Annotated in this window: 21 protein-coding genes; 5 read left to right on the top strand and 16 right to left on the bottom strand. The window is 69.9% G+C overall.

All coding sequences use genetic code 11. The annotated features are described in order from the left end of the window. Positions 1 to 330 precede the first annotated feature (330 nt). From ACFC0D_RS26240 to ACFC0D_RS26230, 3 genes are all read left to right on the top strand, one after another. On the top strand, positions 331 to 2,733 hold the full coding sequence (locus tag ACFC0D_RS26240; RefSeq protein WP_376440589.1) for a glycosyltransferase: 2,403 nt from the start codon (positions 331 to 333) through the stop codon (positions 2,731 to 2,733). Positions 2,734 to 2,920: 187 nt separating this feature from the next. Continuing rightward, entirely contained in the window at positions 2,921 to 3,328 is a 408-nt protein-coding gene (locus tag ACFC0D_RS26235) for a hypothetical protein (RefSeq protein ID WP_376440586.1), read from the top strand. A 128-nt stretch (positions 3,329 to 3,456) separates the two neighbouring features. Next, on the top strand, positions 3,457 to 4,428 hold the full coding sequence (locus ACFC0D_RS26230) for a glycosyltransferase family 2 protein (RefSeq protein WP_376440583.1): 972 nt from the start codon (positions 3,457 to 3,459) through the stop codon (positions 4,426 to 4,428). A gap of 159 nt (positions 4,429 to 4,587) precedes the next feature. On the opposite strand, the gene ACFC0D_RS26225 is transcribed toward ACFC0D_RS26230, so the two are convergent. The 14 genes from ACFC0D_RS26225 to ACFC0D_RS26160 form a co-directional block, all read right to left on the bottom strand. Beyond that, complete coding sequence (locus ACFC0D_RS26225; protein WP_376440580.1) at positions 4,588 to 5,187, bottom strand: OmpA family protein; 600 nt, start codon at positions 5,185 to 5,187, stop codon at positions 4,588 to 4,590. Between the two features lie 7 nt (positions 5,188 to 5,194). Then, the gene (locus ACFC0D_RS26220; protein ID WP_376440578.1) at positions 5,195 to 5,773 is read right to left on the bottom strand and encodes a hypothetical protein; all 579 of its coding nucleotides are present in this window, start codon (positions 5,771 to 5,773) and stop codon (positions 5,195 to 5,197) included. A 20-nt stretch (positions 5,774 to 5,793) separates the two neighbouring features. Next, the gene (locus ACFC0D_RS26215) at positions 5,794 to 6,414 is read right to left on the bottom strand and encodes a pilus assembly protein TadG-related protein (protein WP_376440601.1); all 621 of its coding nucleotides are present in this window, start codon (positions 6,412 to 6,414) and stop codon (positions 5,794 to 5,796) included. 23 nt (positions 6,415 to 6,437) lie between these two features. Further along, entirely contained in the window at positions 6,438 to 6,650 is a 213-nt protein-coding gene (locus ACFC0D_RS26210) for a Flp family type IVb pilin (RefSeq protein ID WP_376440598.1), read from the bottom strand. A 114-nt stretch (positions 6,651 to 6,764) separates the two neighbouring features. Continuing rightward, positions 6,765 to 7,538, bottom strand: a complete 774-nt coding sequence (locus tag ACFC0D_RS26205; RefSeq protein WP_376440575.1) for a response regulator — start codon at positions 7,536 to 7,538, stop codon at positions 6,765 to 6,767. Beyond that, the gene (locus ACFC0D_RS26200) at positions 7,535 to 8,788 is read right to left on the bottom strand and encodes a sensor histidine kinase (protein ID WP_376440573.1); all 1,254 of its coding nucleotides are present in this window, start codon (positions 8,786 to 8,788) and stop codon (positions 7,535 to 7,537) included. Before ACFC0D_RS26200 ends, ACFC0D_RS26205 begins: the two co-directional genes overlap by 4 nt. Beyond that, positions 8,785 to 9,672 carry a DUF5936 domain-containing protein gene (locus ACFC0D_RS26195; protein ID WP_376440570.1) on the bottom strand — a complete coding sequence of 296 codons (888 nt, stop codon included), beginning with the start codon at positions 9,670 to 9,672 and terminating at the stop codon, positions 8,785 to 8,787. Before ACFC0D_RS26195 ends, ACFC0D_RS26200 begins: the two co-directional genes overlap by 4 nt. A gap of 10 nt (positions 9,673 to 9,682) precedes the next feature. Next, positions 9,683 to 10,624 carry a type II secretion system F family protein gene (locus tag ACFC0D_RS26190; RefSeq protein ID WP_376440567.1) on the bottom strand — a complete coding sequence of 314 codons (942 nt, stop codon included), beginning with the start codon at positions 10,622 to 10,624 and terminating at the stop codon, positions 9,683 to 9,685. Positions 10,625 to 10,637: 13 nt separating this feature from the next. Next, positions 10,638 to 11,978, bottom strand: coding sequence for a CpaF family protein (locus tag ACFC0D_RS26185; RefSeq protein ID WP_376440564.1), 1,341 nt, complete (start codon positions 11,976 to 11,978; stop codon positions 10,638 to 10,640). Next, entirely contained in the window at positions 11,975 to 12,343 is a 369-nt protein-coding gene (locus tag ACFC0D_RS26180) for a TadE family protein (protein WP_376440561.1), read from the bottom strand. The genes ACFC0D_RS26185 and ACFC0D_RS26180 overlap by 4 nt, the downstream gene beginning before the upstream one ends. Beyond that, positions 12,340 to 12,726 (bottom strand): TadE/TadG family type IV pilus assembly protein, encoded by a 387-nt coding sequence (locus ACFC0D_RS26175; RefSeq protein ID WP_376440559.1) that lies wholly within the window; start codon positions 12,724 to 12,726, stop codon positions 12,340 to 12,342. Before ACFC0D_RS26175 ends, ACFC0D_RS26180 begins: the two co-directional genes overlap by 4 nt. A gap of 3 nt (positions 12,727 to 12,729) precedes the next feature. After that, positions 12,730 to 14,034 (bottom strand): CpaE family protein, encoded by a 1,305-nt coding sequence (locus tag ACFC0D_RS26170; protein ID WP_376440556.1) that lies wholly within the window; start codon positions 14,032 to 14,034, stop codon positions 12,730 to 12,732. A gap of 6 nt (positions 14,035 to 14,040) precedes the next feature. Next, positions 14,041 to 14,745, bottom strand: a complete 705-nt coding sequence (cpaB, locus tag ACFC0D_RS26165; RefSeq protein ID WP_376440553.1) for a Flp pilus assembly protein CpaB — start codon at positions 14,743 to 14,745, stop codon at positions 14,041 to 14,043. Positions 14,746 to 14,776: 31 nt separating this feature from the next. Beyond that, on the bottom strand, positions 14,777 to 15,652 hold the full coding sequence (locus ACFC0D_RS26160) for a hypothetical protein (RefSeq protein ID WP_376440550.1): 876 nt from the start codon (positions 15,650 to 15,652) through the stop codon (positions 14,777 to 14,779). 341 nt (positions 15,653 to 15,993) lie between these two features. Here ACFC0D_RS26160 and ACFC0D_RS26155 point away from each other — a divergent pair, with 341 nt between their 5' ends. Then, positions 15,994 to 17,694 (top strand): chitinase, encoded by a 1,701-nt coding sequence (locus ACFC0D_RS26155; protein WP_376440547.1) that lies wholly within the window; start codon positions 15,994 to 15,996, stop codon positions 17,692 to 17,694. A 56-nt stretch (positions 17,695 to 17,750) separates the two neighbouring features. Here ACFC0D_RS26155 and ACFC0D_RS26150 read toward each other — a convergent pair whose 3' ends face one another. Next, positions 17,751 to 19,028 carry a serine/threonine-protein kinase gene (locus ACFC0D_RS26150; RefSeq protein ID WP_376440595.1) on the bottom strand — a complete coding sequence of 426 codons (1,278 nt, stop codon included), beginning with the start codon at positions 19,026 to 19,028 and terminating at the stop codon, positions 17,751 to 17,753. 169 nt (positions 19,029 to 19,197) lie between these two features. On the opposite strand from ACFC0D_RS26150, the gene ACFC0D_RS26145 reads away from it, so the two are divergent. Further along, positions 19,198 to 20,535, top strand: a complete 1,338-nt coding sequence (locus ACFC0D_RS26145; RefSeq protein WP_376440545.1) for a M14 family metallopeptidase — start codon at positions 19,198 to 19,200, stop codon at positions 20,533 to 20,535. Positions 20,536 to 20,616: 81 nt separating this feature from the next. Here the strand turns inward: ACFC0D_RS26145 and ACFC0D_RS26140 are convergent, their stop codons facing one another. After that, entirely contained in the window at positions 20,617 to 22,083 is a 1,467-nt protein-coding gene (locus tag ACFC0D_RS26140; protein ID WP_376440542.1) for a GntP family permease, read from the bottom strand. Positions 22,084 to 22,089 lie beyond the last annotated feature (6 nt).

The following is a 22,089-nucleotide window of genomic DNA, read 5'->3' as shown; positions in this document are numbered from 1 at the left end:
GCCCATCGCGCAGCGACGCGACCGCAGGGAGCGCCCTTGACGCACCGCCTCCGGTCGCCACACTCGGAACGAGGGCGGCCGAACCAGAAGCCCACAAGAACCGCTCACCCCGACCGCCCCGCGGCCGGAGGACCGATGCAGCGGCCGCGGGCATCAGGCCCGCACCTGACGAACACCTCACGCTGCCGAGTGGCATCGTCCCCGTGGTCGTGCAGCCGCGCGGCGGCGCGGACCGCACACAGCGGTGTCTCGTGGACCGCCCGAGTGAATGTGCCGCGGACGGGGTCCATGACAGCTCGGCCCGGCCAGATAGCCGGGCATACTGCGCGAATGCGCGCGCAGGAGAAAATTACCCCGCTCATCCACCAGACATGGAAAGATACCGATCTCCCTCAGGAGTGGCAGAAATGGTCCGATTCCTGGCGGCTGCATCACCCCGACTGGGGGTATCGCCTGTGGACCGACGCGGACAATCGCGCATTCCTTCAGGAGCACTATCCGTGGTTCCTGCCGGTCTACGACGGCTATCCCGAAGCGATCATGCGAGCCGACGCGATTCGCTATTTCCTGCTCGACCATTTCGGGGGGCTGTATGTGGATCTGGACTTCGAGTGTCTCAGCCCCGTCTCCGGAATCCTTGACGGGCGCGAGCTCGTCCTCGGCTGCGAGCCCGAGGCACACACCCAGCTCCTTCTGGCCCGCCGGCGCGGATTCGGCCGCATCGTCGGCAACGCGTTCATCGCGTCGCGGCCGGGCCACCCCTTCTGGGCCCATGTCCACCGCCAACTGGTCAGTGCCCACAAGCAGCCCAGCACCCTGGACGCGACGGGCCCGTTCTTCCTCACCAGAGCGATCGACAGCGCCCCGGAGCCTGACTCGATCACGGTTCTCGGCCCCGAGGTCCTGTACCCCAAGGTGAGTCCGTACGCGACAGAGCTGTTCGGCCCACAGGAACCCGACTACGACCGCGCGTACGCCGTGCACCACTGGTCGGACAGCTGGGCGTGCGACACCCCCGGGGCGGCGCGCATCTCGGCCGCCAAGCGGTTTCCGTTCTGGGTGAGCCAGGAGCTGCAGCCCGTCGCCGACGGCCTGCTCACCCTCGACGCACAGCGCCGCCGCTGGGCCTCGGGCGCGCCCGCGCCGAAGGTGTCCTGCCTGATGGTGACCAAGGACCGTTCGGCGACGGCGCGACGGGCGATCACATGCTTCCGCGACCAGACCTACTCGAACCTGGAGCTGGTTGTCGTGGAGGACGGCACGGGGGACGCCCTCGAGCAGCACATCCGTGACCTGGGCGACTCCAGGATCCGCTATCACCGGCTCCCCCCGGAGGGGCGGACGTTGGGCGAACTGCGCAACGAGGCGGTGGACCGGGCCGCCGGGCCCTACGTATGCCAGTGGGACGACGACGACCTTTATGACCCGGAGCGGGTCGAGACGCAGATGGCGGCGATTCTCTCGCTCGGCGCCGAGGCGTGCTTCCTCGCTCGAGAGCAACTGTGGTGGCCCGCCCGCCGCAAGCTCGCGGTCTCCTGCGCACGGGTGTGGGAAGGGTCGATGGTGTGCGCGAAGGACCGGCTCCCGCGCTACCCGGCGCAACGCCGGGGTGAAGACACCCCAGTGGCGGAAGAGGTGGTCCGGACCTGCCGAGTGGTATCGGTCGACGCGCCCGAGCTGTACACGTATGTGTGCCACGGGAGCAATACGTTCAACGAGTCCCATTTCGCGGAGCACTTCGACGTGGCGACCCAGATCTGGGCCGAACCCGATGCCTACGCGGAGCGGTTGCTGGCCATGGCGACTCGGCTTCCGATCGAGCCCGGGGACATCGCCCACGCGGAGGCCGGCGCTCCCACCGCCCAACCCTCCGAGCGGACACAACAGCCGGCCGTCGGGTCCGCGACGGCCTCGGCGAGTGAGCGACCCCTCGTACTGGTGCTCACCCCGCTCAAGGACGCGGCCGCGTTCCTGCCCGGCTACCTGGACGGCCTTCGCAGGCTGGACTACCCGCGCGAGGCCATCTCGTTGGGTCTGCTGGAGGGCGACAGCCGGGACACGACACCGGAGCTGCTTCAGCAGGTCCTGCCCGAACTCGAAGCGGAGTACCGGCGGGTCACCCTCGTACGCCGGGACTTCGGCCTCCAGTTGACCGGGCCCCGCTGGGAGCCCGGCATCCAGCGCCGACGCCGGTCGGTGCTGGCCAAGGTGCGAAACCATCTGCTCTCCCAGGCCCTCGTCGACGAGGAGTGGGTGCTGTGGCTCGACGTCGATGTCACCGACTACCCGGCCGACCTGGTCCAGCGCCTGCTCGGCGCTCGCAAGGACATCGTCGTCCCGCACTGCGCCACCGCGCCCGGTGGGCCTACGTACGATCTCAACACCTTCGTCCTTCACCCGAAGGCCGGCACGCTCAACTGGTCCCAGTGGCTGCGTGACGGCATCCTTCAGCCCCCCAGGGGGTTCGGCAGGACGTACCTCGAGGAGTTGCGCGGGCAAGGACTCATGCGCGTCGACTCGGTCGGCGGCACCACGTTGCTGGTACGCGCCGACCTTCATCGTGACGGCCTGATCTTCCCGTCCTTCCCCTACCAGCACCTCATCGAGACGGAAGGGTTTGCCGCGATGGCCCGGGACATGGGCAGCGCCTGCTGGGCACTGCCCGACCTGGAAGTGCTGCATCCGCACCACACCCAGGCGCCTGTGGGCACCGAGGCCGTCTCGGTTTCCTGATGCAGGGCCACATACAGGGCCACGGGGTCACAGGACCGTCGGCACAGCTGTACGCCGGCGGCACCCCTAACGGAGAGTGTCCGTTTTGACACGGTTGGTAGGCAATCTTACGGTGGCACTACTGCCCTGCCGTGAGTTCACCGGCATCCCGGGGCAGCTTCCCCAGCCTCAACAGAAAGGCGCCACCGTGAGAGTCCGCGCCATCACTTCCCTGGCTCTTCCCGCGGCACTGGCCACCGCCGGACTGCTCGGCACCGCGGAGGCGGCGTACGCCTCCCTCGGTCCGGACACGACAGCCTCGGCGAAGTACGGGCAACAGATACAGCCGATGGGTGACGTCACCCTCACCCCGGGGACGGAACACCCCTGCCCCCCGTTCGCCAACGTCACGATCACGGATTACGGGCACTGCTGCACGCCCGTGGGCAACATCACGATCCCGGACTACGGACACTGCTGCACACCCGTCGGCAACATCACGATCCCGGACTACGGGATCTGCCGCGAGCACGACCACGACCAGCACGGGCCCCACAGGCCCGACCACAAGCCGGACCACAAGCCCGACTACGGGTCACTGGAGCGCCTCAGCTAGCACGTGGTTCAGCAGGTCTGCTCCGGCGCGGCCCCTGAACGGGGCGGGGGGGCCGACGCCGGGCCTGTCCGACCTCCCATCACCCGAATCCTCCTCCCCGTTCCCGGTTCCGAAGCGAAGGACGGCGCATGCCGCACAGTTCCGACCCCGTGGTCTCGGTGGTCATCCCGTGTCATGACTACGGCCGCTATCTGCCCGACGCGGTGTCGAGCGTCCTTTCACAGACGTTCCGCGACTGGGAAATCGTCATCGTGGACGACGGCAGTACCGACAACAGCGTCGAGGTGGCCGAGGCCCTGATCTCCCAGCATCCCGACCGGCGCATCAGGCTGCTCCAGCAGGCCAATGCCGGGGTCTCCGCCGCGCGCAACACCGGGATCGAGGCCAGCACCGGCCGGTACATCCTTCCGCTGGACGCCGACGACGTGATCGCGGCCACGATGCTGGAGAAGACCGTCGCGGTACTGGACGGCGACCCCGGCGTCGCCATCGCCTCAACCGATGTGTTCGCCTTCACCGACGACGATCTGCCTCCGCAGGCGATGCCTTTCCCCGCCTACAGCAGAGAACTGCTGCTCCAGCGGCTCATCATGTTCTACTGCTCGCTGTTCCGCCGCGAGGCATGGCAGACCGTGGGCGGGTACGACGAGAGCATGCGGGCCGGGGAGGACTGGGACTTCTGGGTCGGCTGCGTCGAGCACGGATTCGATGCTCACCACATCCATGAGCCGCTGTTCGGGGCGCGCAACAAGGACACAGGACTGCACGTGGAAGCCGCTGAGAACGACCTGGCGATCCGGGCGCGCATCGTGGCCAACCACCAAGGGTTGTTCAAGCCGATCACCCGTGCCTGGGCGCAGGCCGTGCTCAGTCAGGACGCGGAGGCCTGCCTGCGGGACGAGCATGTGCCGGACGACATCCTCACCCGGGCAACCGAGATGGACCAGTTCCTCGGTGCGGTCATGGCCCTGCAGCGCACAGCGCGGGTGCAGTACTACCACATCAAGCGACTGGAAGAGGCGCTGGCCGCTCACAACGGAACCGTCGGCCCGCCGCCCAACCGGGAGAAGGGCCCCGCCCAGACGGCTCCCGCCATTTGACGGACGCTCTGCCGCGTTGGCCCGATCCGGGATCCTGATACTGCATCGGCGCTGCCCGGTCCGCGACTGCGAGCACCGCCCGGCCTCCTGGGCTTCCCCGGTCTACCGGGCGATGACCGGCACCACGACGCGCCGGCGACCTTCCCTGAAAGACGCGTCTCAGCCGCCCGTCGTCCGCGGGAAGGAGATCTCCACGCGGCGGTTCTTGGTGCGGCCCTCCTCCGTGCTGTTGTCGGCGATGGGGTAGTCCTCGCTGTACCCGCGGATGTCGAACGTCTTCCCCGCGTCGAGGTTCTTGGCCAGCTCCTGCTGCACCGCGTCCGCGCGCTGCTTGGAGAGTTTGAGGCCGTGCTCGTACGTGCCGAGGTTGTCGGTGAAGCCGAAGACGCGGACCTTGCTGGAGTTCTGCTTGTTGATCTCCACGGCGATGGCGGCGATGCGGGCGGTCGCGGCGGGGCTGAGCTTGGCGCTGTCCTTGCCGAAGAGGACCTCGGCCTGGAGGGCGAAGGTGACGTCGACGTTGGTGTCCTCGCGGCGCTGCTCGCCGCCTTCCTCCTCGACGACCTGCTTGATGTCGAGGATCTTGGCGGGGGCGAGGGTGGCGCCGTCGGGAAGCATGAGCTCGGGCGAGTTCGCGTCGATCGCGGGTGGCGGGGAGCCGCTGGAGGTGGAGTTGGGGGGATCGTCGGCGAGGGCGGGGGTGGCGGTGGTGAGGAGGAGGACTGCGGTGAGGACGGCGATGCGGCTCGATGTCGTCATGGCTGCCTCAGGAGAGTTTGATGGTGCCGGGGTTGAAGGTGGGCAGCTGGAATGTCACCTCGGTGACGCTGGCCTCCGGCGCGGGGAACTGCATGAAGACAGGCGCCGAACCTCCTCCAGGGAGAATGTCGAGCCCGGTGGTCGTGAGCGGTCGCCCGTCGGTGTCCCGTAGAACGTAGTACCGCTTCTTTCCCGCGGAGTCCACAAGTGTCGCGCCTCCGAGGGAGTTGCCGTGCTTCATGACCTCCGTCTCGTCCCCTCGGACCTGCCCGGGAAGTACAGCAGGCTCCGAGCCTGGGTTCTTCAGTGTGCCCTTGACCGTCAGAAACCCGCCGGGATCCCGTTCCGCCGAGGTAATCGTGAGCTCAAGTCCGCCCTGCCCATTCACAACAGCCAAAGTCTCGACAGGCTCCTGCGTCTGCGTCTCTGTGGCGCCCGCGCTTTGCTGAGGGGTCTTCGTACTCGTGGCCGGCTTGTCCGCCTTCGGCTTCTCTTCGGCACCACAACCAGCCACGAGCAGAGCCAAGGAGGCGAAGGCGACCGCAGAGATCCCCCTGCGAACCCTTGCTGCGTACCGAACACTCATGAACTGGGGTCCTTCGCTTGTCAGTCGGCCAGTCGAACAGTAAAGAGATCAATGGCCCTTGGGAGTCTCGGGCGATCAGGGTCGATCGTCCAGGGGACACCGTCGCATGTGAGGCCCAGGATCGGCGGAGGTTCCTCGTCGGATCCTGGATCCGGCGTAGCGCTCTCTGAAGGGGCGGGTACGTCAGGCTCCTCAAATGTGCAGAGTGGCTCAATCACCGCCTTGGCCTTCGCTGTGGCGTGACGCTTCTCGGTACCCGGGATCACGGATTCGCCGACGGTGTTCAGCGTGCGAACCTCCACCTGGAAGCCCTCCTCGCCGACGGAGAGGGGGCTGCAGCGCTCACCCCAAAGTTCCGCGTCGTTCTTCGCCGCGAAGGAGGCAGCTTGCTGGCAAGCGGTGTCCCGGCTGTAGACCTCGCCCTTGAGGAACTCACCCCACCGGTCGGGGTTGAGGATGACTTCCAGCCAGCCGTCCCGTAGCTGATCGCGAGCGTCCTGCGCGGCAGCCAGCGCAGCGGCGTCGGCTGCCGTCTGTGCCCCATTGCGCGTCGCGGCTGCCTGCCCCACTGCGAAGTAGGCAAACGCGAGCAGGAGCAGACCGGCCACCACCGTGATGTAGATCGGGAATGCCTGGCCCAGATCTCGCCGGCTGCGCGTCGGCGCTACTTGGTCAGCGTTGCAATCTTCGTCGTGATCGCGTTCTTGATCGTATTGCCGATGTCCGTACCAGTGATCGCGATCACGATCGCCACCACCACCACAATGATCCCCAGGTACTCGACCGCCGTCTGCCCCCGGTCCCCCGACCTCCCGCGGGTCCAGCCGTCGAAGCGCACCTTTGCCTTCGTCACGGCCCTCAGCATGACGTCGCTCATCGTGGTCCCCTCCGGATTCGAACGTCCCCGTGCCGATGCCGAACTCGGCCCGCGCACGGTACGCCCCCACCCCCTCCTCCCCACAGGGCCCGTAGGCCCAAACCCGGGCCCAAATCACGAGGTCCTCCCCGTGCCGAGCGTGCCGAGCGTGCCGAGCCCGCGCAGGAGGTCACCCGGGACCTCCCACGCCCCCCGCGTGCCCCGTGTGCCCAGCCATGCCGCTATCGCCTCGCTGCGGCTCCTCGCGTGGAGTTTGGCGAAGATGCGGTTGATGTGGTTCTTGACCGTCTTCTCGCTGATGAAGCAGGTGTCCGCGATCTGTCGATTGCTGAGGCCCGACGCGATCAGGTCCATCACCTCCCCCTCCCTCACGCTCAGTCCATACCGTGCCACATTCCGTTGCAGCTGCGAAGGCGTTTCGCCAGATCTCAATGAATTCGAGACAGTTGGCCGCACTCCACCATGTGCAGTCGCACCCCTCACCACCCCCAGCACCGCGTTCGCCGCCGTCGGGGTGAAGTGGGCCCGGCCGGCCGCGACGTCGCGGACCGCCGTCCGTAGTTCCTCCGGGGTGAACTCGCCGTGGACCAGGTAGCCGCCCGCGCCCAGCCTCAGCGCCTCCCGGACGATCTCGCTCTCCCCGCTGTACGTCAGCATCAGCACCGGTGCCAGGGGGACCAGGTGCGGGAGGGCCGTCAGGCCGTCGATCACCGGCATGCGGACGTCCAGCAGGACCACGTCCGGGTGGTGTTGCTCCGTCAGGTGCACCGCCGTGCGGCCGTCGGGCGCCTCGGCGACGACCCGGAGGGCCCCGTCGGTGTCCAGCAGGGCCCGCAGGCCCGCCCGTACCACCGGGTTGTCGTCGGCGACGAGCACCGTGACCGTCATCGCACGACCCCCTCGACCGGGAGTTCCAGGCGGACCTCGGTGCCGCGCACCACGCTTCCCCGGCCGATCCTGATGCGTGCCCCCACCCCCGCCGCCCTCTCCACCATGCCGACCAGGCCGAAGTGGCCCGTCCTGCGCAGGTCGTCCAGGGTCGTGCCCGGGGGCAGGCCGCGGCCGTCGTCGCACACGCTGATCCGCAGCAGGCCCGCGACGACGCCGGCCGAGACGTCCACCCGCGTGGGCGCCGCATGGCGGCCCGCGTTCTCCATCGCCTCCGAGGCGATCGTCAACAGCTGTCGCGCCACCGCGTACGGAACCGGGGGCACCGCCCCCGGGCCGACCCCGCTGTAGTGGGTCTCGATGCCCGAGCGGTGGGCGAACTCCCGCACTCGGACGGAGAGTTCCGAGGAGAGGTCGACCTCTTCCCCCAGTCCGTACGACTGTCTCCGCAGGTCCGCCAGCAGCTCGCGCGACTCCGCCGCCGCCCTCCGCGCCGAGCGCGCGACCACCTGTGCCTGCTGTCGCGGGTCCGCCGACTCCGCCAGGCCGTCGGCCGCCAGCGCCAGGCCGTGCAGGGTCTTGGCCACCGAGTCGTGCATGTCGCGGGCGAGCCTGGCCCGTTCCTCCTCCACCGCCTGGGCGGCGGCGAGACGGGTACGGGCCTCCGAGAGGGCTCGGGTCGCCGCGCCGAAGCGGAGCAGCAGGTTGCGGAGCGTCACGCCCAGGGCGCCCGTGATCACGCACAGGCCGGGGAGCAGCGCGGCATCCCCCAGGTCCCCGGCACCACCCGCACCGCCGCCACCACTCCCGCCGCCCACCTCCGCGGCATGGATCGCCAGCAGGATCAGCGACTGGAGGCAGGCGAAGAAGGCGGCACCGCGCCAGCTGTAGGCGAGGCCCGCGAGCAGCGGAGTGCAGACACTGACGTATCCGAGCGTGCTCTGCGGGCCCGCCGTGACCAGGAGCAGCGAGCCGAAGAGGGTGTCGGCGGCGAGCAGCGCGGGGTGCCGGAGCAGCAGCGGGCCGAACCGTTCCCAGTCGCGGAACATCACGTACGAGCCCATGAAGGTGACGAGGACCGCCGAGCCCACGAGCCAGGCCGCGACACCCGGTGCCGCTCCCATCAGGGCCGTCGGGCTCGCCAGGGCGATCATCGCCAGCCGGAAGCCGAAGACCTGGCGGCACATCGCCTGGAGGGCGTTCACCTCGATCGAGACCGACACGGCCACGGGTACCGTCACGGCCCTCACTCCCCTGTGATCGAGCCGAAGTTCGTGCCCGTCCCCAGGAACAGCCCCGCGCCCAGGAGGATCATCGTCGCCGGGACCATCAGTGTCGTGATCACCATCGTCGCCTTGGGCACCGCCTTCGCCGCCTTCCGCCGGGCGTTCTGGGCGTCCGTCCGCCGCATGTCGTTGGCGATCTGGATGAGCGTGTCGACGATCGGCGCGCCGAGCTCCTCGCCCTGCTGGAGCGCGGTGACGAACTGGGCGACCTGTTCGGAGTCGTTACGGCGCCGCAGCTCGTCGAAGGCCTGCCGGCGGCTGACGCCCATGTCCATCTGGCGCAGGGTGATCCGGAGTTCGTCCGCCCAGGGGCCTTCGTACTTGTCGGCCACCCGGTCGAGCGCCTGCCGGAACCCGAGCCCGGCCGACACCACCACCGCCAGTACGTCGAGGAAGTCCGGCAGCGTCCGCTCGATCTGGTCCTTGCGGATGCGGATCGCGGACCATATGCCGACCTCGGTCCAGAAGGCGCCGAAGGCGAAGAGCAGGAGGGCGACGAGTACGTCGCCGTTGGAGAGCATCACCAGGCCGCCCAGGCCGCCCAGGAATCCGTAGACCGCGCGCCGCGCTCCGTACCTGTCTATGGTCAGGCCGCCGGGGTTGCCCGCCAGGTCGATTCTGCGGCGGACGGCGTTGACCCGCTTCGGGCCCATCGCGCGCAGCACGGCCGCCGAGTAGCGCATTCCCAGCCGGTCCACGACGGAGTCGACGGCTCCGGTACGGGTGGAGCCGACCTCCAGGGCGAGCTGGAGGTCGGCGGGGAGTTTGGCGTCCGCGCGGTAGAGGCGGATGCCGTAGAAGATCCCGGCGACCGAGAGGCCGGCGGCCAGGGCGAGAAGAAGGTCCATGTCCAGCCCCTCAGACGTCGATCTTCGAGAAGCGGCGGATGGCGACGAAGCCGACGACGTACAGCGCGAACGCGGCGACGACGGCGAACTGGCCGAGACCGGAGCCGGTCATCCGGTCCAGGGCGCCCGGCTGCATGTTGTCGATGAGCAGCAGCGAGCCGATGCCGATGACCGGGACCGAGTACGCCGTCATGCTCACCTGGGAGAGCTGGGTACGGACCTCCCGTCGGGTCTCCTTGCGCTCCTCCAGCGTCTCGGTGAGGTTGCGCAGCGAGGAGACGACCGTGCCGCCGGCCTTGTTGGCGAGGACGAGGGTGGTGACGAGGACGACGAGCTCGCGGGAGGGGAGGCGTTCGGTGAGTTCACCGAGGGCGTCGTCGATGGAGGTGCCGACCGCGAGCTGCTGGGCGACCTTCTCCAGTTCGTCGCCTGCGGGCGCTTCCAGTTCGTCGGCGGCCATGCTGAGGGCCATGCGCAGGGCGAGACCGGCCTGGGTGGCGTTGGCGAGGATTCTCGACAGCTCCGGCAGCTGGTTGATGAACTTCTCGATGCGCTTCTGGCGTTGCCAGTTGAGGAAGCCCATCGCCACCCACACGCCGAGGAAGCCGCAGATGGGGCCGAAGAACGGGGAGAGCACGGACTGCCCGGTGATCCACAGGGCGGCCACGGTCACGGACATGGCGACGACGAACTCGCCGGGTGTCAGGTCGAGGCCGGTGGCGGAGATCCGCAGCTCAAGCTTCCGGCCGAACGCGGTCCGGCGGACGCGTCGGTCGATGCCCCGGAAACGGCGCCTGCGGCGGCCGCCTGCCTCCGGTTCGCCGGTCTGGGTGAGCCGGGCGACCAGGGCGGCGCGCTGGGCGGCGCCGCTCGCGTACAGGTGGATGCCGAGCACGGCGAGGACGCAGCAGAGCAGCGCGACGCCGGTCACCAGCCAGGTGAGTGAATTCATCTCGGTCCCCCTCCTACTTCGCTTCCCGGGTCGCGAGCTGCTCGTCGGACACGGCGACGCCGAAGGCCTGTGGGATCGGTTGCCCCGCCATGTACAGCCGGTCGGCGACGCGTCGTGGCAGCGGGTGGTACTCGTACGCGCCGTACACCCGTCCGTCGGCGGCGAGCGGCTGGGCGCGGAAGCGGCAGACGGTGGCGAGGGTGAAGCGCTCGCGTCCGTTCGACGCCAGGATGGCTATCTCGGTGATGCGGCGGGTGCCGTCGGCGTGCCGGGTGAGCTGGACGAGGACGTCGACGGCGCTGTTGATCTGGTCTCGGAGTGCTTCGAAGGGGACCTTGACCTCGGACATCGAGGCCAGTGTCTGGAGCCGCATCAGGGCGTCCTCGGCCGAGTTGGCGTGGACGGTGGCGAGGGAGCCGTCGTGGCCGGTGGACATCGCCTGGAGCATGTCGAGGGTCTCGCCGCCGCGGACCTCGCCGACGATGATGCGGTCGGGGCGCATCCGCAGGGAGTTGCGGACGAGGTCGCGGATGGTGACCTGGCCGCGGCCCTCGATGTTCGGGGGCCGGCTTTCGAGGCGGATGACGTGGGACTGCTGGAGCTGGAGTTCGGCCGAGTCCTCGATGGTGATGACCCGCTCGCCGTCGGGGATCAGCCCGGACAGCGCGTTGAGGAGGGTGGTCTTTCCGGTGCCGGTCGCGCCGGAGACGATCACGTTGAACTTCGCCTGGACGAGTCCGGCGAGGAGGAACAGCATCTGCTCGTCGAGCGAGCCGAGGCCGATCATCTCGCGCAGGGTGTACGCGCGGGGGAAGCGGCGGATCGTGAGCGTCGCCCCGGTGAGGGAGAGCGGCGGGATGATCACGTTGACGCGCTCGCCGGACGGCAGCCGGGCGTCGACCATCGGATTGGACTCGTCCACGCGCCGGTTGACGGTGGAGACGATGCGTTCGATGGTCTGCATCAGCTGCTCGTGGGAGGCGAAGCGGAGCGGCAGCAGTTCGACCCGGCCGGCCCGCTCGATGAAGATCTGGTCGGGTCCGTTGACCATGATCTCTGTGATGGAGGCGTCTTCGAGGAGGGGTTCGAGGACGCCGAGGCCGAGCGCCTCGTCGACGACGCGGCGGATGAGCTGGGCGCGTTCGACGGTGGAGAGGACGGGGCCCTCGCGGCTGATGATGTGCCCGAGGACGCGTTCGAGGCGGGCCCGCCGCTCGGCGGCGGCGAGGGCCGACATCTCGGTGAGGTCGATCTCCTCCAGGAGCTTGGCCCGGAAGGACGCGACGAGATGACCGTCCTCCCGGCCTCCGGGGCCGTTCTCCTCGGGTGCGCCGATGCGTGCCCGCAGGCTCATGACTCGTCCTCCTCGGGCAGGGGCAGGGTGGCGCTCTTGCGGACCGCTCCGAAGTCCCAGAAGGGGACGACGGACGGGATCTGTACGGTGACGGTCGCCACGGCCTCGTCGCCTCCGGCGTCGACGTCGACTCCCGCGCGTTCGGCGATCCAGTCGCTCATCGCCGCCTTGCCCGCCGCGCCGGGGCCGAGCGTCGTGTCGTCGTGGGTGGCGGCCCGGGCGGCGGCGCGTGCTCCGGTGCCCGCCTGCTGGGCGGCGTACGCGGCGAGTCCGAGCTGGATCCCGGCGAGTGCGACGAGCAGCAGGATGGGGAGGAAGCCGAGGTATTCGACGGCCACCTGGCCCCGGTCGCGTGCCTTCCTCATGGCCGGCCCTCCTCTTCCTTCACGGCTCCGGCCTCACCGGTCACGGTGAAGGGGAAGCTGATCGCGCCGGGGAACAGCACGGGCACCTTGAGCCGTACCGTCGCGGTCACCATGTCCCCGGAGCCGGACGGTGCGCAGGACACCGAGGCGCCCGAGGCCCATGCCCCGTCCAGGTGGCGCGTCCCCGCCTCTCCGCAGTCGCCGCCCACCGCCCCGGCCCGTGCCGCCTCGTCCGCCGCGTTCCCCGCGAGCGTGAAGGTGTAGCCGACCAGGACGCACTGCCAGAGCAGGACGAGCGTGAGCAGGATGAGCGGCACCATGCCGAGGAACTCGACGGCCACCTGCCCCTCGTCGCGTCGCGCCACGTCCTGGTACGCCGGCATGGCTCAGCGACCTTTCCCGCGGCGGCGCAGGCCCAGCGATCCCCGGTCGTCCCCGCGCGTGAGGGCGAGTTGCATCCCCGGGCGCGATCCCGACCCGGCGCCGGAGCCCGCCGAGGTGCCCCGTGAGGAGGCCCCCGGTGTCCCGACCAGTCCCAGCTCGCCGGCGAGTGACCACAGGGCCTGCTTCACGCTCGACCGGGCGTCGAGTTCGTGCATCCGGCCCGCGTCGACGACGCCCTGGAGCTCCTTGAAGTTGGCGGGGATCACGACGCCCGCCATCCGGGTCCCGGTGATCTTCTGGATGAGGGCGGGCTGGATCTCGGTGGAGCGCGTGTACCGGTTCACCAGGACGGTGCTCTCCTCCGCCTTGCGGATCTGGAGCCGGTCCCACATCCGTACGGTCCGCTTCGCCGCTCGTACCGCGACCACGTCCGGGGTGGTGACCAGGAGCGCCGCGTCGGCCATCTCGACGGCGACCGCGCCCGCCCCGGTCAGGTGGGTTCCGCAGTCGACGACCACGACGTCGTAGCGGGAGCGGAGCGCGCTGACGATCTTGCGGGCGGCGCGGTCGGGGACGTCCTCGCCGCGTTCGCCCTCGCCGGGGGCGAGGAGCAGGGCGATGCCCGTCTCGTGGGTGTAGACGGCGTCCTGGAGGACACGGGGCGAGATGTCGTCGACGGCCGCGAGGTCGGCGACCGAGCGGCGGAACTGGACGTCGAGGTAGGAGGCGATGTCGCCGCTCTGGAGGTCCATGTCGACGAGGGCTACGGTCCGGCCCGAGGCCCGGGAGGCGAGGGCGAGTTGGACGGCTGCGACGGTGGTTCCGACGCCGCCCTTGGCGCCGCTGACGGTGACGACGGTGCCGCCGGGTCCGGTGAGGACGTCGGTGCCGCTGCCGAGGTGCCGGCGGACGCCGACGGACCACTGGGCGGCGGCCTGGACGCGGCTGGCGAGCTCCTCGTAGCCGAGGGGGAGGGTGACCAGGCCGCGGGCGCCGGAGTCCATGGCGGCGGAGAAGAGGACGGGGCTGGCGTCGGCGGTGATGAGGACGACGCCGACGGCGGGGAAGCGGAGCGCGACCTCGCGGATGAGTTCCAGCGCCGGGACCGGGCCGATCCGCTCGTGGACGACGACGACTTCGGGCAGTTCGTCGAGGGACTCGGCGGCGAGCCGGGCGAGGGTGTCGACGAGATGTGTGGAGTCGGCGACGGGGGCGGCGGGTTCGGCGTCGGGGAGCTGGCTGAGCAGCGTGGTGACGGCCCGGGCCGCGTCGGGGTCGGCGACGGCCGGCAGGATCCTGGTGGTCATCCGGCCTCACTTGTCCTTGTCGAGCGTGTAGGTGCGGTCGCGCGGGTCGACGGTGGGTTCGGCGCCGGGTGCGACGAGGGCGAGGCGTACGTGCTGGGCGAAGGACTCGGCGTAGGCGACGCGCTGGGTGTCGAGCGTGGAGAGCGCGAAGGTGATCGGGACGGCCTCGGTGGCCCGGCTGCTCCGGTTCTCGGAGTCGCTGATGGGGGTGAGTTTCCCGACGTCCAGGACCCGGGCGTTGGCGACGATCATCTTGGACTGGGCGGGCTGCCCGTCCTTCTCGCCGTCGAAGGTGGCGTAGATGTTGACCGTGGCACCGGCGGTGATCTTGCCGGCGACTCCCGTGGCGGCGTCGATCATGATGGCGATCTCCTGCTGGCCGGGCTGGAGTGCCGGACGTTTGACGATCATGTCGGACTGGAGCAGGGAGCCGGCCCGGAGGGTGGTGACGGCGATCTTGCCCTCGATCTGGTCGAGGTCGGTGACGGCGTTCTCCGAGAGCCAGCGCTCGGGCATCGCGATCTCTTCGAACTGCCCGGCGCTCAGCGGGGTGTAGGGCGCCACGTCCTTCCTGACCTGGTACGCCTTCACCTCGGGTCCGACCTTGGAGTTGACGTCACCGATCACCGAGAGGACACCGGCGAAGGCGCCGAGGGCGCACAGGACGGACAGCAGCAGAAGTAGGACGCCACGGCGCTGGCGGGAATTCATTGCCGTACAACCTCGATCGGTTCCGTGTGACTCAGCGGACAGGGGAAGTGAGCGCCCGGGGTTCGGCCGAGGCGGTGGGCGGCACGGTGGTGGGCAGGGGGGCGGAGCAGAATCCGCAGCGGTCGCCGATGAGTTCCATCCGGCACCAGTGGCAGGTCTCGCGGCGCACGGAGGAGACCAGGTGGTGGAGGACCGCGATGTCGGGGAGGTGGGCGGCGAACTCGACCAGCCTGCCGGTGCCCCACCAGCGCGGCGATTCGGCGGGCAGCGGCGCCTCCTGCACACCTTGGACCTGCCAGCGGGGGGCGAGGGTGCCGGTGGGCCAGTCGGTCTGCAGTTGTCCGCGGGCCAGGAGGAGCTGGGTGGCGAACTCGGGTCCGGCGGGTGGCTCGGCGCCCGGCGTGATGCGGACGAGTTGCGGTACGGGCCCGGCGAGGACGGCGAACTGGGCGCCCGGCATCCAGCCCTTGAGGTGGGACTTGAGGCTGACCGGTACGCGGTCGAGCTTGGCGACGGAGCCGAGGACGGCCCCGGCGTAGATGTAGTGGGCGAGCAGCCGGGCGGCCGAGGCGACGACGCCGGGGCTGAAGTCGCAGGCGGACAGCTGCCGCAGCTGTCGGGCCAGCACGGCGGTGCCGAGCGGCGGCAGATCGGTCTTGACCAGGGCGATCCGGTCGCTCTCCAGGAGGGACCGTACGGCGTGCAGTCGCTGCTCCGTGGCGGTCGGTACGGAGGTGGGGCAGACCACGATCACATGGCCGTACCGGTCGAGGAGGAGCTGGAGGTCGGCGACGGCGGAGGCGAGTGGCTGGGTCCCCGGTGCCGGAAGGACGGCGGCGGCGGGTGTCTGCTGGTCGGTCGGTGGCAGCACCAGATCGGCACTGGTGACCGCGATCGCTGTCGGCACGTCGGGCTCCCCGTCCCCATGTCCCCATGACTCACTGCGTTCACTGCGTTACTGCACAGCGCGGTGCTTCTGCACCTTATCCACGGACCGTGGTCCGGTGAACACACAATCCGCCAAGCGTCAGGAGATTTCTGGGCCCGCACGGCCCTTGCGTGGGGCCTTGACGTGGGCCCGGATGCGGTCGGCCATGGGCCCCAGGGCCCACACGTGGACCCCGCCGACCAACTCCCGCACCTTCCAGAGGTCTTGACAACTCGATTGGTCTGGACCAGCTTGTTCCCTCAGCGGTGGCCACCGTTCCGACCCCTCCACACCCCCAACTCCCCCTCCGGAGGCAGCAAGTGGACCGCACCACCACACGCTCGCGCAGATGGATCGGCGGCGCGCTCGCGCTGGCCGTCGGTTCCGGGCTCGTCCTCGTCGGCGGCGCCGGCACCGCCCAGGCCGCGGACGTCAACGTGGCCAAGAACGCGGGTTTCGAGTCCGGTACCGCCAACTGGACCTGTTCCGCGGGCAGCGGCTCCGCGGTCTCCTCGCCCGTACGGACGGGGGCAGGCGCCCTCAGGGCGACCCCGGCCGGCCAGGACAACGCCCGGTGCAGCCAGGTCGTCACCGTCAAGCCCAACTCGACTTACACCCTGAGCGCCTGGGTGCAGGGCGGGTACGCCTACCTCGGCGCGACCGGCACCGGGACCACGGACGTGTCCACCTGGACCCCCGACAGCCCCTCCTGGAAGCAGCTGACCACCAGCTTCACCACCGGCGCGAACACCACCTCGGTCACCGTCTACACCCACGGCTGGTACGGCCAGGCCGCCTACTTCGTCGACGACGTCTCCGTCTTCGGCCCCGACGGTGGCGGCGGCACGGACCCCGACCCGGTCGTCCCGTCGACCCCGGCGGGCCTCGCCGCGGGCACGGTCACCTCGTCCTCGGTCGCCCTGAGCTGGAACGCCGTCTCCGGCGCCACCGGCTACAAGGTGTACAGGGACGGCGCCCTGGCACAGACGGTCTCCAGCACCTCGGCCACCGTGACGGGCCTCGCCGCCAACACCACGTACCAGTTCCAGGTCTCCGCGACCAACGCGGCGGGCGAGTCCGCCAAGTCCACCGCCGTCTCGGCCCGGACCGGCACCACCAACCCGGGTCCCGGCCCGTCCGTCCCCAAGCACGCCCTGACCGGCTACTGGCAGAACTTCAACAACGGCGCGACCGTCCAGAAGCTGCGGGACGTCCAGGCGCAGTACGACATCATCGCCGTCTCCTTCGCCGACTCGACCACCACGCCGGGCCAGATCGTCTTCAACCTCGACCCGGCCGTCGGCTACGCCTCCGTCGCCGACTTCAAGGCCGACATCGCGGCCAAGAAGGCGGCCGGCAAGTCGGTCATCGTCTCCGTCGGCGGCGAGAAGGGGAACGTCACCATCAACAGTGACGCCTCCGCGACCGCCTTCGCGAACAGCGCGTACGCCCTGATGCAGGAGTACGGCTTCAACGGGGTCGACATCGACCTGGAGCACGGCATCAACTCCACGTACCTGACCAAGGCGCTGCGCCAGCTCTCCGCCAAGGCCGGTTCGTCGATGGTCCTGACGATGGCCCCGCAGACCATCGACATGCAGAACACGGGCACCGAGTACTTCAAGACCGCGCTCGCCGTGAAGGACATCCTCACGGTGGTCAACATGCAGTACTACAACAGCGGTTCGATGCTCGGCTGCGACGGCAAGGTGTACAGCCAGGGCTCGGTGGACTTCCTCACCGCGCTCGCCTGCATCCAGCTCCAGGGCGGCCTCGACGCCTCCCAGGTCGGGCTCGGCGTGCCGGCCTCGACCCGTGGTGCGGGCAGCGGCTACGTCGACCCGTCGATCGTCAGGAACGCTCTGGACTGCCTGGCCCGGGGCACCAACTGCGGCTCCTTCAAGCCCTCGCAGACCTGGCCCAACCTCCGCGGTGCGATGACCTGGTCGACCAACTGGGACGCGACGGCCGGCAACGCCTGGTCCAACGCGGTCGGACCGCACGTCCACAACCTCCCGTAGTACGGGATTCCGCCACGGACAGCGCCGCCGCTCCCCCGGCGGCGCTGTCCGTGCGTTCACTCGGCCAGGTAGCGGTCGAGTACGAGGTCGAGCTGGGCGACCCACTGCGTGACGAGGGCGGCGCGGCCGTTGACCTCGCAGTCGTAGGAGCTGCCGTCCTGAAGGGTGACGACGACGCGCAACTGCCGGTCGCGCCGGGCGGTCTCGTACGCGACGGATCCGATCTCGCCCCAGCCGAACTCGGCCTCCTCGCCGAACATCTCGAAGACGACTCCGTCGGCGTCGGCGACGACACCGCACTCCCCGTCGGCGGCGATGAGCGCGGGCGGCGGGTCGGAGCGCACCGGGATCGCGGGGGACGGCGGGCCGGAGGGCTTCGGTGGCACGGGCGGGGGTGGGGGCGGCCCGGCAGGCATCGGGGGCGCGGGCACGGCGTCCCGCACATCACGAAGGTCCTGGACGTCCTGCGTCGGGAGGGCGTGGTGCGGCACCGCGTCCTGGATCTCGGGCGCGTCCCGTACGTCCTGCGTCCGGCGCGCGTGATGCGGCACCGCGTCCTGGATGTCGGCGGGGACGCGGGGAGCCGCGATCACCGTCGGCGTGGGATGCGACGCCGGAGCGGTGAGCGCGTCCAGAATCCCTCCGGGTGTCGGCCGGTCGGCAGGGTCCTTCGCCAGGCAGGAGGCCACGAGGTCACGGAGTCCGGCCGGAACGGTCGTCAGATCCGCCGCCTCGTGCACCGATCGGTACATGAGACCCATCGGCGTCCCGTCCCCGAACGCGCGCCCGCCGGCCGCCGCCACGAGGACCGCCCCGAGCGCGAAGATGTCGGCGGCGCCGGTCACCTCCTCACCGAGGGCCTGCTCGGGGGCGAGGTAGCCGGGGGTGCCGAAGGCCGCCCCGGTGGCCGTGAGCCGCGTCGACTCCAGCGCGCGGGCGATCCCGAAGTCGAGGACCCGGGGCCCGTCGGCGGCCATCACGATGTTGCCGGGCTTGAGGTCGCGGTGGACCAGTCCGCAGCCGTGGATGGCCTCCAGGGCCTCGGCGAGCGCGGCGCCGAGCGCCCGAAGCCGCGATTCGGGCAGCGGACCTTCGGCCGTGACGAGACCGGCGAGGGTGGGGCCCGGGATGTACGCGGTGGCCAGCCAGGGCGCAGCGGCGTCGGGGTCGGCGTCCACGACCTGCGCGGTATGGAAGCCGCCGACCATCCGGGCGGCGGCGACCTCGGCCCGGAAGCGTTCGCGGAAGGCGGGATCGGCGGCGAGTTCCGGCCGCGCCACTTTCACGGCGACCGCCCGTCCGCCGCGCGAGCGCGCCAGATACACGGTGCCCATACCGCCTTCGCCTAGTTTGTGTTCGACCTCGTACGTACCGATCAGCGTCCCCACGCCGACAGTATGGCCGAAGTACCTGCTTGACCAGTGCATGTCAGAGCCTCACGATATGCCCGGACACCCGCACCAATCTGTCGCACACCCCCACACTCCCCACCCAGGAGACAGCATGCGACTTCGAACCCGCGGAAGAAGGTCCGCCACACTCGCGGCCCTTCTGGCGCTCGCCCTCGCGGCGCCGCTCTCCGCAGGCGCCCACCAAGCCGGAGCCGACTCGGAACCGACCGCCGCCGCCGAGGAAGTGATCCGCCAGTACGAGATCCACGGCCCGTCCACCGTCGCCGAACGCACCGCGCTCGCCGCGACCGGCGTCTCGATCGACGAGGCGGACGACCACAGCGTCGTCGTCAGTGCCAACGCCGCCCAGCTGCGCAAGCTCCGCGCACTCGGCCACCGCCCCGAGGCGCTGCCGGCCCCGCCCGACCGCTCGGTCAAGGGCCTGGCGGTCAAGCCCTTCGACTTCCCGTCCGCCGACTCGAAGTACCACAACTTCGCCGAGATGAACGCGGAGATCGACCAGCGCCTCGCCCAGTACCCGAACATCATGAACAAGCGGGTCATCGGCAAGACGTACCAGGGCCGCGACATCGTCGCCATCAAGATCAGCGACAACGTCGGTACGGACGAGGCCGAGCCCGAGGTCCTCTTCACCCACCACCAGCACGCCCGCGAGCACCTGACCGTCGAGATGGCGCTCTATCTACTGCGCGAGCTGGGAGCGGGCTACGGCACGGACTCCCGGATCACCAACGTGGTCAACAGCCGCGAGATCTGGATCGTGCCGGACCTCAACCCGGACGGCGGCGAGTACGACATCGCCTCCGGCTCCTACCGCAGCTGGCGCAAGAACCGGCAGCCCAACTCCGGGTCCAGCTACGTCGGTACGGACATGAACCGCAACTGGGACTACAAGTGGGGCTGCTGCGGCGGCTCCTCGGGCAGCAAGAGCTCCGAGACGTACCGGGGCACGGCCCCCGAGTCCGCGCCCGAGGTGAAGGTCGTCGCCGACTTCGTCCGCTCCCGTGTGGTGGGCGGCAAGCAGCAGATCAGGGCCGCGATCGACTTCCACACGTACAGCGAGCTGGTGCTCTGGCCGTTCGGCTGGACCACCGCGAACACCGCGCCGGGGATGACCCAGGACGACCGTGACGCGTTCGCCGCGGTCGGCCAGAAGATGGCTGCGAGCAACGGCTACACGGCCGAGCAGTCGAGCGACCTCTACATCACCGACGGGTCGATCGACGACTACCTCTGGGGTTCGCAGAAGATCTTCGGATACACCTTCGAGATGTATCCGGCCTCGTCCTGGAACGGCGGCTTCTACCCGCCCGACGAGGTGATCGAGCGCGAGACCAGCCGCAACAAGGACGCCGTCCTCCAGCTTCTGGAGAACGCGGACTGCATGTACCGCTCGATCGGCAAGGCCTCGCAGTACTGCACCGCCTGACATACGGACAGGGGCGCCCCGGGATTCCGGGGCGCCCCTGCTCGACGACCGGGGCGTACGGCCCCGGCACGTGGCCGGGCCCTACACCACCAGGCTCAGGGCGGCCGCGACCGCGAAACCGGCCAGCGAGAGCACGGACTCCAGGACGGTCCAGGACTTCAGGGTGTCGCGCTCGGAGATGCCGAAGTACTTGCTCACGATCCAGAAGCCGCCGTCGTTGACGTGCGAGGCGAAGATCGAGCCGGCCGAGATCGCCATGATGACCAGGGCGAGGAACGCCTGCGAGTGGTCGCCGCCCTCGACCAGGGGCAGGACGATGCCGGCCGTGGTGACGATGGCGACGGTCGCCGAACCCTGCGCGACGCGCAGGACGAGCGATATCAGGTAGGCGAGGACGATCACGGGCAGACCGACGTCGTTGAAGGTGTCGGAGAGCGCCTGGGCGACTCCGCTCGCCTTCAGGATCGCGCCGAAGACACCGCCCGCGCCGACCACGAGCAGGATGTTGCCGACCGGCTTCAGCGAGGACGTGGACACCTGCTCCAGGGACTTGCGGGACCAGCCGCGCCGGATGCCGAGCAGGTAGTACGCGAGGAACAGCGCGATCGTCAGGGCGACGAACGGGTTGCCGAAGAACTCGATCACGGAGCGGGCGGTCGACTCGTCCAACGCGATGGAGGAGAACGTCGCGGCGAGGATGAGGACCAGCGGCGTACCGATGATGAGGAGCACGGTGGCGAGGGAGACGGGCGCCTCGGAGGCACCGCCCTTGCGTTCGGCGGCGACCTGCGCCTTGGCGTCCTCCGCGGCCTCGACCATGTCCTGCGGGACCTCGACGAAGATGCGCTTGCCGATCCAGGAGGCGTAGGCCCAGGCGGCGAGGACGGCGGGGATGCCGACGACGATGCCCATGAGGATGACCCAGCCGAGCGAGACGTGCAGCAGTCCGGCGGCGGCGACGGGACCGGGGTGCGGCGGCAGGAAGGCGTGGGTCATGGAGAGACCCGCGAGGAGCGGCATGCAGTAGAGCAGGATCGACTTGCCGGAGCGCTTGGCGGCCGCGTAGACGATCGGCGCGAGGACGAAGATGCCGACGTCGAAGAAGACCGGGATGCCGAAGATCAGACCGGTGAGACCCATCGCGAGCGGCGCCCGCTTCTCGCCGAAGAGGTTGAGCAACCGGCTGCTCAGCACCTCGGCGCCGCCGGAGACCTCGAGTATCGCGCCCAGCATGGTGCCGAGGCCGATGATGATCGCGACATGGCCGAGGATGCCGCCCATGCCGGTCTCGATGACCGAGGTGGCGGCGGACCTCTGGACGGTGCCGAAGAGTTCGGTGACGGAGAGACCCGCGGCGAGGCCGACGCTGATCGAGACGGCGAGCAGCGCGACGAACGGCTGCAGCCTGACCTTGATGATCAGGACGAGGAGGAGGGCGATTCCGAGGGCGGCGACGGTGAGCAGTCCGGCGGTGCCCGGTATCAGCAGCAGAAGGCCACCCGTGTGGGGTGGGGTCTCGGCGGCGGGGGGTGCGGCGGCGAGCAGCAAGGGGAC

The sequence above is a fragment of the Streptomyces sp. NPDC056222 genome (assembly GCF_042264065.1).
In the GTDB taxonomy this organism is placed as follows: domain Bacteria; phylum Actinomycetota; class Actinomycetes; order Streptomycetales; family Streptomycetaceae; genus Streptomyces.
Note: the sequence above shows the minus strand (reverse complement) of the source record. Positions and strands in the feature narration are given on the sequence as shown.